The organism is Luteimonas sp. MC1750 (assembly GCF_016615955.1).
Classification (GTDB): domain Bacteria; phylum Pseudomonadota; class Gammaproteobacteria; order Xanthomonadales; family Xanthomonadaceae; genus Luteimonas.
In genome coordinates this window covers 219226-231912 of sequence record NZ_CP067113.1, presented here as the reverse complement: position 1 = coordinate 231912, position 12687 = coordinate 219226, and the positions used below count along the sequence as shown (strand labels likewise).

10 protein-coding genes are annotated in these 12687 nt (G+C 69.9%); 3 read left to right on the top strand and 7 right to left on the bottom strand.

The window, feature by feature from the left end; translation table 11 throughout:
* The first annotated feature begins 5 nt into the window (after positions 1-5).
* Positions 6-224, top strand: coding sequence for a twin transmembrane helix small protein (locus tag JGR68_RS01090; protein WP_199363145.1), 219 nt, complete (start codon positions 6-8; stop codon positions 222-224).
* Positions 225-322: 98 nt separating this feature from the next.
* Here JGR68_RS01090 and JGR68_RS01085 read toward each other — a convergent pair whose 3' ends face one another.
* The 5 genes from JGR68_RS01085 to coxB are packed head-to-tail and all read right to left on the bottom strand — an operon-like array spanning position 323 to position 4615.
* Complete coding sequence (locus JGR68_RS01085) at positions 323-1207, bottom strand: cytochrome c oxidase subunit 3 (RefSeq protein WP_199363142.1); 885 nt, start codon at positions 1205-1207, stop codon at positions 323-325.
* A 22-nt stretch (positions 1208-1229) separates the two neighbouring features.
* Positions 1230-1832 (bottom strand): cytochrome c oxidase assembly protein, encoded by a 603-nt coding sequence (locus JGR68_RS01080; protein ID WP_199363140.1) that lies wholly within the window; start codon positions 1830-1832, stop codon positions 1230-1232.
* Positions 1829-1969 carry a hypothetical protein gene (locus JGR68_RS01075; protein WP_199363138.1) on the bottom strand — a complete coding sequence of 47 codons (141 nt, stop codon included), beginning with the start codon at positions 1967-1969 and terminating at the stop codon, positions 1829-1831. The genes JGR68_RS01080 and JGR68_RS01075 overlap by 4 nt, the downstream gene beginning before the upstream one ends.
* On the bottom strand, positions 1953-3620 hold the full coding sequence (gene ctaD, locus JGR68_RS01070; protein WP_199363136.1) for a cytochrome c oxidase subunit I: 1668 nt from the start codon (positions 3618-3620) through the stop codon (positions 1953-1955). Before ctaD ends, JGR68_RS01075 begins: the two co-directional genes overlap by 17 nt.
* Before the next feature lie 23 nt (positions 3621-3643).
* Positions 3644-4615 carry a cytochrome c oxidase subunit II gene (coxB, locus tag JGR68_RS01065; RefSeq protein WP_199363134.1) on the bottom strand — a complete coding sequence of 324 codons (972 nt, stop codon included), beginning with the start codon at positions 4613-4615 and terminating at the stop codon, positions 3644-3646.
* 252 nt (positions 4616-4867) lie between these two features.
* On the opposite strand from coxB, the gene putA reads away from it, so the two are divergent.
* On the top strand, positions 4868-8020 hold the full coding sequence (gene putA, locus JGR68_RS01060; RefSeq protein ID WP_234446545.1) for a bifunctional proline dehydrogenase/L-glutamate gamma-semialdehyde dehydrogenase PutA: 3153 nt from the start codon (positions 4868-4870) through the stop codon (positions 8018-8020).
* Between the two features lie 1015 nt (positions 8021-9035).
* Here the strand turns inward: putA and JGR68_RS01055 are convergent.
* Complete coding sequence (locus tag JGR68_RS01055) at positions 9036-10376, bottom strand: porin (RefSeq protein WP_199363393.1); 1341 nt, start codon at positions 10374-10376, stop codon at positions 9036-9038.
* Between the two features lie 147 nt (positions 10377-10523).
* On the opposite strand from JGR68_RS01055, the gene JGR68_RS01050 reads away from it, so the two are divergent.
* Entirely contained in the window at positions 10524-11216 is a 693-nt protein-coding gene (locus JGR68_RS01050; RefSeq protein WP_199363394.1) for a rhomboid family intramembrane serine protease, read from the top strand.
* On the opposite strand, the gene JGR68_RS01045 is transcribed toward JGR68_RS01050, so the two are convergent.
* Positions 11210-12652, bottom strand: coding sequence for a S41 family peptidase (locus tag JGR68_RS01045; protein WP_199363395.1), 1443 nt, complete (start codon positions 12650-12652; stop codon positions 11210-11212). The two genes, JGR68_RS01050 and JGR68_RS01045, sit on opposite strands and share 7 nt — an antisense overlap.
* Positions 12653-12687 lie beyond the last annotated feature (35 nt).

The following is a 12687-nucleotide window of genomic DNA, read 5'->3' as shown; positions in this document are numbered from 1 at the left end:
AGCGCATGAGTGATTCGCTCAAAACCCTGCTCATCATCGGATTCCTGATCCTGATCGTATGGAACCTCGGCGCCGGCCTGTACTACATGCTGGTCGACAAGGGCACCACCAAGCGCACCGTCAATGCGCTCACCCGGCGCATCGCGCTGTCGGTCGTGCTGATCCTGATCGTGCTCCTCTCGATCTGGATGGGATGGATCACGCCGCACGGTGTCCAGGGCTGAACCTGGCACCGGGCCGCGCGCGGCCCCGGCGAAGACGCGAAGGCCGGCAATCGCCGGCCTTCGTCATTCCATGACGGCCGCCCCTGCGGGCGCGCGCATCAGACCACGTAGACGAACAGGAACAGCGCCAGCCAGACCACGTCGACGAAGTGCCAGTACCAGGCCACGGCTTCGAAGGCGAAGTGGTTGTCGCGGGTGAAGTGGCCCTTGTAGCAGCGCAGCCAGATGATCGCCAGCATGATCGTGCCCAGCGTGACGTGCGCGCCGTGGAAGCCGGTGAGCATGAAGAAGGTCGAGCCGTAGATGCCCGAGCCCATCGTCAGGTTGAGGTCGCGGTAGGCGTGGATGTATTCCTCGACCTGGAAGAACAGGAAGAGGCAGCCCAGCAGCACGGTGATGCCGAGGAACACCAGCAGCTGGCGGCGGTTGTCGGCCTTCAGCGCGTGGTGCGCGATGGTCAGCGTGACGCCGGAGGTCAGCAGGATCAGCGTGTTGAGCAGCGGCAGGCCCCAGGCCGGGATGGTCTGGAAGGCTCCGCCGATCTGGCCGGGGCCAGCCGACGGCCAGGCCGCGCTGTAGCCCTCCCACAGCAGCGCATTGGTCGCCATGCCGTCGCCGACACCGCCCAGCCACGGCAGCGACAGCTGGCGGGCGTAGAACAGCGCGCCGAAGAAGGCCGCGAAGAACATCACCTCCGAGAAGATGAACCACACCATGCCCATGCGGAACGAGCCGTCCACCTGGCGGTTGTGGTAGCCCGACACGGACTCGAGGATCACGTCGGCGAACCACTTGAACAGGATCAGGATCAGCCCGGCGCAGCCGACGAAGAACACCGCACGGCCCCAGGACACCTCGTTGAACCAGCTCGCCAGGCCGAAGAAGAGGACGAACAGCGCCACGGACGCGAACACCGGCCACTTGCTGTCGTGCGGGACGAAGTAGACGTTCGGGTCGTGGTGCTCGGCTTGGGTCTGTGCCATGTCGGGTTCCGTCGTTGCCGGGTCAGGGTGCCGCGTAGGGCACGTTGGACGACGCACCGACCGCGGCGGACTGCTGTTCGCGTTCGGTCAGGGCGTCGTTCTTGAAGAAAGTGTAGGACAGGGTGATCGTCTTGACGTCGGCGGGAAGCGACGGGTCGATGATGAAGCGCACCGGCATGTCGCGGGTCTCGCCCGCGGCCAGGGTCTGCGCGGTGAAGCAGAAGCACTCGGTCTTGGCGAAGTAGCCCGACGCGCGCGCCGGCGCCACCGAGGGCGTGGCGGTGCCGACGATCGCGCGGTCGCCGTCGTTGTGCGCGTAGTAGGTGGTCTCGTACTGCTGGCCGACCTGCACCTGCATCCGCGCCTGGTTGGGGCGGAACGACCACGGCAGCGACGAGTTGACCCCGCCGTCGAACTCCACCGTGACCATGCGCGCCTCCGCCACCACGCCCGCGCCGGCGTCGACGCTGGCGGCGGTGTTGTCGAGGCGGATGCCGAACACCTTCTCGCAGGCGATGCGGTACAGCGGGACCAGCGAGAAGGTGAACGCGAACGCGGCCAGCGCCGCGAGCAGCATCTTGCCGATGCCCGCGGTCTTCGCGGTCGTGGCGGCCTTGCCGCTCACGATGCCAGCACCCCGGACAGGATGAAGCCGATGTAGATCGCGAGCGCCACGGCGCCCAGCGTCAGCGCCAGGCGCACGGCACGCCGCCGCTGGGCGGCGATGCGCTCGGGATCGTGCTGGTCAGGCGCGGCTGGCATCGTTGACGGGCTCGATCTCATGGCCTTCCGGGTCCAGGTCGCCGTGGGCGAGGTCGCCCGGGCGGATCACCGGCGGCGTGGTGAAGGTGTGGTGCGGGGCCGGCGACGGCACCGTCCACTCCAGGCCACGCGCGCCTTCCCACGGACGCTGCGGCGCCGGGGCGCCCTTCTTCAGCGAGTGGTACAGGATGCCGAACATCAGGAACGGCGTGACGAACATTCCGAAGGCGCCGATCGAGCTGATCAGGTTCCAGTCGGCGAATACCACGTTGTAGTCCGGGATGCGGCGCGGCATGCCGGCCAGGCCGAGGAAGTGCTGCGGGAAGAACAGCAGGTTGACGAAGACCATCGTCCACCAGAAGTGGAACTTGCCCCAGGCCTCGTTGTACATGCGCCCGGTCCACTTCGGCCACCAGTAGTAGACCGCGGCGATCAGCGCCAGCACCGAGCCGGTCACCAGCACGTAGTGGAAGTGCGCGACCACGAAGTAGGTGTCGTGGTACTGGAAGTCGGCAGGAACGATGGCGAGCATCAGGCCGGAGAAGCCACCGATGCTGAAGAGGATCACGAACGCGATCGAGAACAGCATCGGGGTCTCGAACGTCAGCGAGCCGCGCCACATCGTGCTGACCCAGTTGAAGATCTTCACGCCCGTGGGCACGGAGATCAGCATGGTCGCGTACATGAAGTAGATCTCGCCGCCCAGCGGCATGCCGGCCGTGAACATGTGGTGCGCCCACACGATGAACGACAGGAAGGCGATCGCCGCGGTCGCGTAGACCATGGCCTGGTAACCGAACAGCGGCTTGCGGCTGTAGGTCGGGATGATCTCCGAGACCACGCCGAAGGCCGGCAGGATCATGATGTAGACCTCGGGGTGCCCGAAGAACCAGAAGATGTGCTGGTACATCACCGGGTCGCCGCCGCCGGCCGCGTTGAAGAAGCTGGTGCCGAAGAACTTGTCGGTCAGCAGCATCGTCACCGCGCCCGCCAGCACCGGCATCACCGCGATCAGCAGGAACGCGGTGATCAGCCAGGTCCACGGGAAGATCGGCATCTTCAGCAGGTCGACGCCCGGCGCGCGCATGTTGAGCACGGTGGCGATGACGTTGATCGCGCCCATGATCGAGCTGATGCCCATCATGTGGATGGCGAAGATCGCGAACGCCATGCTCGAGCCGCCCTGCAGCGACAGCGGCGGATACATCGTCCAGCCGCCGGCCGGCGCGCCGCCCGGCAGGAACAGGGTCAGCAGCAGCATCGCGAAGGCGAACGGCAGGATCCAGAACGACCAGTTGTTCATGCGCGGCAGCGCCATGTCCGGCGCGCCGATCTGCAGCGGGATCATCCAGTTGGCCAGGCCGACGAAGGCCGGCATGACGCCGCCGAAGATCATCACCAGCGCGTGCATCGACGTCATCTGGTTGAAGAAGTGCGGGCTGACGTGCTGCAGGCCCGGCACCGCCAGTTCGAGGCGGATGACCACGCTCATCGCCGCGCCGATGATGAACATCGTGAAGCTGAAGAGCAGGTACAGCGTGCCGATGTCCTTGTGGTTCGTCGAGAAGAACCAGCGTTCGACGAAGCCCTGCTTGTGGGCGTGGTGGTCGTGCTCGTGCGGAGCGGCAGCGGTGGTGGAGTGCGTGGACATTGCGATCGGCCTTTCGTGTTCGGTCAGGCGGCGCTGGAGGCGTCGGCGGATGCGGCGGCGGGCGCCTGCGGGGCGGTGGGCTCGTCGCCCTCCTGGATGTCTTCGATCATGTCCGGGTCGATGGAGCGCGGCGCGTTGCCGTCACCGCCCTCCGGCACCAGCGACGGCTCGCTCGGCACGCCGGTGTCCACGGTCTTCATCGACGCCAGCCAGGTCGCGTACTCGTCCTTGGGGACGGCGCGCACCACGATCGGCATGAACGCGTGGTCCTTGCCGCACAGTTCCGCGCACTGGCCGCGGTAGACGCCCGGCTCGCGGATCTCGGTCCAGGCTTCGTTGACGATGCCGGGCACCGCGTCCTGCTTCCAGCCCAGCGCCGGCACCCACCACGAGTGGATGACGTCGTCGGCGGTGATCACGAAGCGGATCTTGGTGTCGACCGGCAGCACGAGTTCATTGTCGACCTCGAGCAGGTAATACGGATTGGCCGCGGGATCGGGGCGCTCGCCGGACTGGCGGATGCGGTCGTGATCACGGTCGATGCGGCTGACGATGGCGACGTCCTCGCCCAGGTAGTCGTACTTCCACATCCACTGGTAGCCGGTCACCTTGACCGTCATCGCCGACTCGCGGGTGTCGTACATCGCGATCAGCTTGCTGGTCGCCGGCCAGGCCATGATCACCAGCAGGATCACCGGGATCACCGTCCACAGCACTTCCAGCCCGGTGTGGTGGCTCCACTTCGCGGCCACGGCGCCCTTCGACTTGCGGAAGGCGAACATCGCGTAGCCCATCGCGATGAACACGACAAGGCCGATCGCCACGCAGATCCACAGCACCAGCATGTGGGCCTCGTACGCGTTCTCCGCGGTGGAGGTCACGCCGCGGGCCATGTTGAGCTGCCAGCGCGACGGATCCCCGGCCTGCGCGAACGCCAGCATGGGCGCCAGGGCGACGAGCGCCAGAATCCACCGTGAGAATCGCGCCTGCATCATCGTGCAACCCCAAATGTCGTCGCGGCCCGGCGGCCGCCTGTTGGAAATCCGGTTTCGGGGAGCCCCCCTCCCGTCGGCATCGCGGCCTGGCGAAAGGACCGCCCGCGTCCCGCCGGGGACGCTCGATCGGGGCCGATGGTAGCCGTGGGGCTACTGGACCGGCAAGGGAGAATGTGCGCCGCTGCCGCGTTTGCGCGATTCCAGCGCGCGCCAACGCTAGAATCCCGCTTCTCCCCGCACCGCATGAAGACCGTGACCAGACACTTCCCCGGCGACCTGCCCGCGCCGACCGACCCGCTGCGCGCGGCCATCACGCGCCACTGGCTCGCGGATGAAACCGCGCGCGTGACGGCGCTGCTCGAGGACGCCCGGCAGCCGCCCGCGGACACCGCCGCGATCGCCGCCACCGCCGCCGACCTCGTGCGCCGCGTGCGCCTGCGCGCGCGCGACCAGGGCGTGGTCGAGTCCTTCATGCGCCAGTATGACCTCGGCAGCGAGGAAGGCGTGCTGCTGATGTGCGTGGCGGAAGCCCTGCTGCGCATCCCGGACCAGGACACGGCCGACGCGCTGATCCGCGACAAGCTGGGCGAGGCCGACTGGAAGCGCCACGTCGGCCAGTCCGAATCGGTGCTGGTGAATGCGTCGACCTGGGGTCTGATGCTCACCGGCCAGCTGGTCGACCTTGCCGACGACACCAAGCGCGACGTGCACGGCGCCTTCAAGCGCCTGGTCGGCCGCGTCGGCGAGCCGGTGATCCGCCTGGCGGTGCGCCAGGCGATGAAGATCATGGGCCACCAGTTCGTGATGGGCCGCACCATCGGCGAGGCGCTGTCGCGCGCGCGCAAGGGCCGCAACGCGAACTACCGCTATTCATACGACATGCTGGGCGAGGCCGCGCTCACCCGGCGCGACGCCGATCGCTACCTCGAGGCCTACCGCGGCGCGATCGACGCGATCGGCCGCAGCGCCGGCGGGGCCGCGGACGAGATCGTCGCGCCGTCGATCTCGGTCAAGCTCTCGGCCCTGCACCCGCGCTACGAGCACGCCAAGCGCGCCCGCGTGCTGGCCGAGCTCGCGCCGCGCCTGCTCGACCTGGCCCAGCGCGCCAAGGGCCACCGCATCGGCCTGACCGTCGACGCCGAGGAGGCCGACCGCCTGGAGCTGTCGCTGGACGTGATCGAAGCCGCGTGGTCGGACCCGTCGCTGGCCGGCTGGAACGGCTTCGGCATCGTCGTGCAGGCCTACCAGAAGCGCGCGCCGTTCGTGATCGACTGGATCGCCGGCCTCGCCCGCCGCGGCGGACGGCGGATCCCGGTGCGCCTGGTCAAGGGCGCCTACTGGGACGCCGAGGTGAAGCGCGCGCAGGTCGAAGGCCATGCCGGCTATCCGGTGTTCACCCGCAAGCCCAATACCGACGTGAGCTACCTGGCCAATGCGCGGCGCCTGCTCGAGGCCGGCGGTGCGGTGTACCCGATGTTCGCCACCCACAACGCGCAGACCATCGCCGCCGTGCACCGCATGGCCGCCGGCCGCCCGCTGGAGTTCCAGAAGCTGCACGGCATGGGCGACGACCTGTATGACGAGGTCATCCCGGCCGATCGCCTGGACGTGCCCTGCCGCGTCTACGCGCCGGTGGGCAGCCACGAGGACCTGCTGCCGTATCTCGTGCGGCGCCTGCTCGAGAACGGCGCCAACTCCAGCTTCGTCAACCGGATCACCGACGAGGACGTGCCGGTCGAAGACCTGGTCCGCGACCCGGTCGAGGTCGTGTCCGCGTACGACGCCATCCCGCACCCGCGCATCCCGCTTCCCGCCGACATGTTCCGCAGCCTCGGCATCGACAGGACCAATTCCATGGGCATCAACCTCGCCAACGACGACGACCTGCGCACGCTCGCGGCCGCCATCGCCGACGAACCCCTGCAGTGGCAGGCGGCGCCGCTGGTGCCGGGCGCGACCAGCCGCGCCGACTGGGCCGAGGTGACCGATCCGGCCGACCGCCGCCGCGTGGTCGGTCGCTGGCAGGCGGCCGACGCCGCCACCGTCGAGCGCGCGCTGGCCAACGCCGTCACGGCGCAGCCGGCCTGGAACGCGACCCCCGCCGCATCGCGCGCCGCGATCCTGGAACACGCGGCCGGGGTGATGGAGCGGCAGATGCCGCGGTTCATCGCGATGTGCACGCGCGAAGCCGGCAAGACGATTGTCGACGGCGTCGCCGAGGTGCGCGAAGCGGTCGATTTCATGCGCTACTACGCCGGCGAGGCGCGGCGCCAGTTCGCTGCCCAGGCCCTGCCCGGCCCCACCGGCGAGTCGAACGTGCTGCAGCTCGAAGGCCGCGGCGTGTTCGTCTGCATCAGCCCGTGGAACTTCCCGCTGGCGATCTTCTGCGGCCAGGTGGCCGCGGCCCTGGCGGCCGGCAACAGCGTGATCGCCAAGCCCGCCGAGCAGACCAACCTGGTCGCGCACGCGGCGGTACGGCTGCTGCACGAGGCCGGCATCCCGGCTTCGGTGCTGCAGCTGGTGCCGGGCGACGGCGCCAGCGTCGGCGCGGCGCTGACCGCCGACCCGCGCGTGGCCGGCGTGGCCTTCACCGGCTCGACCGCCACCGCGCGCGCCATCAACCGCGCGCTCGCGGCCCGCGACGCGGCCATCGGCGTGCTGATCGCCGAGACCGGCGGCCAGAACGCGCTGATCGCCGACTCGTCGTCGCTGCCCGAGCAGGTGGTCAAGGACGCGATCGGCTCGGCCTTCACTTCGGCCGGCCAGCGCTGCTCGGCCGCGCGCGTGCTGTTCGTGCAGGACGACATCGCCGGCAAGGTGGTCGACATGCTGGCCGGCGCGATGGCCGAGCTGGTGGTGGGCGACCCGGGCGACCTGGCCACCGACGTCGGCCCGGTGATCGACGCGGATGCGCTGCGCCTGCTCGAGGACCACGCCGGGGAGATGGCCGGCTGCCGCCTGATCGCGCAGGCCACGCTGCCCGACGACGCTACCCACGGCACCTTCTTCGCTCCCCGCGCCTGGGAGATCGACTCGATCGGCCGCCTGGAACGCGAGAACTTCGGTCCCGCGCTGCACGTGGTGCGCTGGAAGGCCAGCGAACTCGACCAGGTGGTGGACGCGATCAACGCGACGGGCTTCGGCCTGACGCTCGGCATCCACTCGCGCATCGACCAGACGGTCGAGCGCATCGTCGCGCGGGCGAAGGTCGGCAACATCTACGTCAACCGCAACCAGATCGGCGCGGTGGTCGGCGTGCAGCCCTTCGGCGGCCAGGGCCTGTCCGGCACCGGCCCCAAGGCCGGCGGCCCGCACTACCTGCCGCGCTTCGCCACCGAGAAGACGGTGACCATCAACACCACCGCCGCCGGCGGCAACGCTTCGCTGCTGACGCTGGGCGACTGAGCAGGCCGCCTTGGCCGCCCTGGCCGCACTGCAGTGCGAAGCTGCGGTGCCCGCCGCGGCTGCAGGGGGGATGACCAGCCGGAATTTGCGCTGTCCTGCTCCCAGTTCCGGCCGCCGGCCATCCATGGCCGGCTCTGGCCATCCCCCCTGCAGCCGCGGCGGGCCCGACTCCTGTCGCGATCCTGTTGCGGGACAAGCCAAAGCGGCGCGGCGAGCCGTTGCGTTTTCGTTGGTGAGGCCCCGGTCCGCTCCTGTTGATCCGGGCTGTTCCAGCCGTGACCGATTTTGCTATCGGGCCCGAAGCCGATAGAGGCCGGAGCCCGTCCCGCGCACAGGGGGTGTGCGGAGAGCCGGCCATGGATGGCCGGCGCCCGGCCGCTGGCAGCAGGACGCGGAGACGGCCGGCGGAGCACACCCCCTGTGCGCGGGACGGGCAGCGTGGACTTACCCAAAGCAAGCTTCTTCTCTTACGTCCGGGAATCACTTGAAAAATCCCTCCTCCAAGACTGAGAGCATCGTTTCGTCGTATCGAGGAACACTATCCGGCGGGACCCTTGGCGGTGCTGCGGCACGATGCCTGCTGCCGCTCATGTCCCCCGGCTCCGGCCTTGCGGCCGAAGCCTCCTCCTTGACTTCCCGTCAGCAGGCATCGCACCGCAGTCCGCAACTCTATCGGCCGCTGCAGGCAGAGCAGAGCAGAGCGGCAGTACACGGGCGCAGGCATGGCAAAGCGAAAGCCGGCGAGCAGCCGCCGTTGCCTATTGGCGCGCGCCGCGACTCTGCACCGCTTCGGCGCGTGGCCTGCTGACGGGAAGTCAAGGAGGAGATGCCGGCCCTGTGGGCCGGCATCGGGGGACATGAGCGGCAGCAGGCCATGCGTCGAAGCGCTGCGACCGAGCAACAACGCGCCGGCTTTCCCCCGCCAAGCAGCGCAACAACAAAAAAAGCCCCGCGAATGCGGGGCCTTTTGTTTCAACCCAGGCGGGCGGCCCACGAAGGGCCGCCCCGGGTTGGATCAGAAGCGGTACTGCGCCGACACGCCGAACAGGTTGGCGTCGCCGTCGTAGGGACCGGAGATGGTGCTGCCGCCGCTGGTGAAGTCGACCTCGGGATCCTTCGGCTTCAGGTGGGTGAAGGCCAGGTCCACCGAGAGCGCATCGCTGACCGCCCAGGTGGCGCCGATCGAGTACCACATGCGGTCGGCGTCGGGCAGGCGCGGCGTGCGGTGCTCGATGCTGGTCGGGGTCTCGTCGAGCGCGACACCGCCGCGCAGGGTCCACGCGTCGTTGAGCTTGTACTCGGCGCCGAGCGAAGCGAACTGCGTGTCCTCCCACTCGAAGGGCTCGACCGAGTCGGCGTCCGGGCCGTCGAACTCGACGCGCACTTCCTGCAGCGAGGACCAGCCGGTCTCGGCCCACTTGGCCATCATCGCGAAGCGTTCGGTGAAGTCGTAGCGGGCCGCGACCGAGAAGGTCGCAGGCGTGGTCAGCTTGGCGCCGGCACCACCGTCCTGGAACAGCTGGGCGGTGACCGGGCTGCTGTTGAACACCGTGCGTACGTCACCCGGAACGGTCCAGTCGGCCGTGCCGCGCAGCTCGTAGTCGATCTCGGACTGGTAGCTCACGCCCACCGAGAAGCGGTCGGTCGGGCGCACGCTGAAGCCGGCGACCCAGCCGAAGCCGGTGTCGTCGCCCTGGATTTCCGCGTGGCCGTCACGCGCCTGCGGCACGGCGAAGGGCAGCGGGCGGGTGGCCGGGTTGGAGTACAGCAGGGTGCCGAAATCGACGGCCTTGGACAGGGTCACGTCGGCCTTGGAGTAGATCGCGCCCAGGCCCACGGAGAAGCGGTCGGTGACGTCGAGGGCGGCCGAGAAGGTCAGGTTGATGATCTTCACGTCGGAGGTGTCGGCGAAGTAGCGGCCCTGCCAGTCGGGCTCGTACTCGGTCTTCAGGCCGAACGGCGCGCTGACCATGGCGCCGAGCGCCAGGCCGTTGTCGAGCTTGTGGATCACCGAGAACGCCGGGATCGGGGTCACGTCGCCGGCGTCGCCGCCGTTGCCGCCGGTGAGCGGACGGCGGAAGGCATCGGTGCCTTCGCCCTGGAACTCGTAGCTCAGGTCGATGACCGACAGGTCGGCCTGGACCGTCGTGCCTTCGAAGCGGGTCATCGCGGCCGGGTTGTTGAGCACGACCGAGGCGTCGCCTTCGTTGATGCCGGAACCGGCAAACGCGGCGCCGAGGCCCTTGACGCTGTTCTCCTTCAGCTGGAAGCCGGAGGCGTGGGCCGGGGCCAGGGCCAGCGCGCCGAGGATGCCGAGCGCGAGGGCCGAAGCCTGGAAGAGGGGGGAGATGCGCATTGCTTGAAAGCTCCTGACGTGGCGTGTTGGTTTGGAAGCGGCGGAAGACTATACCGTGGCGGATGGTGTTGCACAGGTGTCCCGCGTCACGCCTCCGGGCGGGTATCTTGGCCGGCCACGCCTGCCGACCGGCTTCCTTCCGCAGTCATGTTCGTCTCCATACCCACCCATGCGCGTCCGGCGTTCCGCTGGGCGACGCCGCTGCTGTGCGCGGCGCTGTGGTGCGTCTACCTGTGGGCGAGCACGCGTCCCGACAGCGTCGAGCAGGCGCTGATGGCGCGCTGGGGAGCCCTGACCGGCGGCCTGGCGCCCGACGCGCTGGCCGACTGGTGGGGCGACGGCGAGCGCGGACTGCGCCTGCTGACCGCGCTGTTCGTGCACGCCGACTGGGCGCACCTGCTCGGCAACCTGGTGTTCCTGCTGATCTTCGGCCTGCCCGCCGAGCGCATGCTCGGCTCGTGGCGGATCCTGGCACTGTTCCTGGCCGGCGGCGCGGTCGCCAACCTGGTCACCGTGCTGGTGGTCGACGCGCCCGACCGCTTCGTGATCGGTGCCAGCGGCGCGGTCTCGGCGCTGATCGGCACCTACCTCGCGCTGTTCCCGCGCGCCCACCTCGGCGTGGTGCTGCCGCTGGGGCTGTTCCTGGAGTTCGTGCGCGCGCCGGCGTCGCTGCTGATCGGCATCTGGGCCCTGCTGCAGGTGGTGTTCGCCTACATCGGGCCGGCCTTCGGCGCCGTGGCCTGGTCGGCGCATATCGCCGGCTTCGCCTTCGGCGTCGCGTTCGCGCTGTTCTCGCGCGGCGCGATCGCGCGTCGGCTGCGCCGCCAGAAGGGTTACTGAGCGGCGTTCGCGGCCGGGGCCGGCGGGGCCGCGGGCGGTTCGCAGGGTCCGCCCTGGGCCAGGCGACGCAGCGCACCGATGGCGGCCTTGACCGGCTCCTCGCCGTCCAGCACCTGCCCGGGGCGACGGTCCTCCTCGCCGTCGGCGGCGAGATGGCCCGGCAGCGTCGATTCGGCGTAGCCCGCGGTCGGCGCACCCTTGGCGTCGATCACCAGGTCGGGCTCGATCCCGAGCGCCTGGATCGAGGTGCCGCCCGGCGTGTAGTAGCGCGCGGTGGTGAGCTTGACCGCGTCGCCGTTGTCGAGCGGCAGCAGGGTCTGCACCGAGCCCTTGCCGAAGGTCCGGCTGCCGACGATGCACGCACGCGCGTTGTCGCGCAGCGCGCCGGCCACCACCTCGGACGCGCTGGCCGAACCGGCGTCGACCAGCACCACCACCGGCCGGCCGCGCATGCGGTCGCCGGGCGTCGCGTTGAACGCGGTGTCGCCGACCTGGATGCGCCCGCGGGTGCTGACGATCCCGCCGCTTTCCAGCAGGTCGTCGGCGATCTGCACCGCCGAGGTCAACAGGCCGCCGGGATTGCTGCGCAGGTCGACCACCAGGCCGCGCAGGCCCTCGCCGCCGGCTTCGCCGTTGAGCCGGTCGAGGGTTGCGGCGAAGTCGGTGGCGGTGTCGGCCTGGAAGCTGGCGATGCGCACGTAGCCGAAGCCGGGCTCGCGGATGCTGCCGCGCACGCTGGGCGTGCGGATGACCTCGCGCGCCACGCGCAGCTCGAGCGGCTCGGCCTCGCCTTCGCGCAGCACGGTCACGCCGACCTCGGTTCCGGGCGGTCCGCGCAGCGGACCGCGGCCCTCGTGGCTGGCGGGGGTCAGCGCCTGGCCGTCGACGGCGGTGATCACGTCGCCCGAGCGGATGCCGGCACGCTGCGCCGGGCTGCCATCCATCGGCGACACCACGCGCATGCTGCCGTCGGGCAGCTGCATCACTTCCACGCCGATGCCCTCGTAGGCACCGGTGGTGCCCTCCTCGAACGCCTCGGCGTCGCTGCGCTGCAGGTAGGCGCTGTGCGGGTCGAGGTCGAGCAGCAGCCCGCGGATCGCGGCCTGCATCAGGTCGCGGTCGCTGACCTCGTCGACGTGGCCGGCGCGCACGGCGTTGAAGACCAGGACGAAGCGGGTGATCTCGTCGAGCGGGATCGCGCTGTTGGCCTCGTCGGCGGCGGCAGCGGCGCCCTGCTCGCCGACGACGTCCGCCGCAGCAGGCTCGACATCCTGTCCCCGCGCCTCGTCTGCAGGGTCGAGCTGCTCCGGCGCCTCGTCCGCAGGGTCGACCTGCTCCGGCGCTTCCGGGGTCGGCGCCGCGGGCGGCGGCTCCTGGGCGGCAACGGGCAGGGCCAGCAGGCTGGCGAGGGCGAGCGTCAACAGGCTGGCACGCATTCGGGACTCCAGGGGTACGCAGGTGTGGGCCCTGC

Bases quoted from the DNA above. Each gene is read 5' to 3' on its own strand.
- ctaD (WP_199363136.1), bottom strand. From the start codon at position 3,620: ATGTCCACGCACTCCACCACCGCTGCCGCTCCGCACGAGCACGACCAC.
- coxB (WP_199363134.1), bottom strand. From the start codon at position 4,615: ATGATGCAGGCGCGATTCTCACGGTGGATTCTGGCGCTCGTCGCCCTG.
- JGR68_RS01085 (WP_199363142.1), bottom strand. From the start codon at position 1,207: ATGGCACAGACCCAAGCCGAGCACCACGACCCGAACGTCTACTTCGTC.
- JGR68_RS01090 (WP_199363145.1), top strand. From the start codon at position 6: ATGAGTGATTCGCTCAAAACCCTGCTCATCATCGGATTCCTGATCCTG.
- JGR68_RS01055 (WP_199363393.1), bottom strand. From the start codon at position 10,376: ATGCGCATCTCCCCCCTCTTCCAGGCTTCGGCCCTCGCGCTCGGCATC.
- JGR68_RS01075 (WP_199363138.1), bottom strand. From the start codon at position 1,969: ATGCCAGCCGCGCCTGACCAGCACGATCCCGAGCGCATCGCCGCCCAG.
- JGR68_RS01050 (WP_199363394.1), top strand. From the start codon at position 10,524: ATGTTCGTCTCCATACCCACCCATGCGCGTCCGGCGTTCCGCTGGGCG.
- JGR68_RS01045 (WP_199363395.1), bottom strand. From the start codon at position 12,652: ATGCGTGCCAGCCTGTTGACGCTCGCCCTCGCCAGCCTGCTGGCCCTG.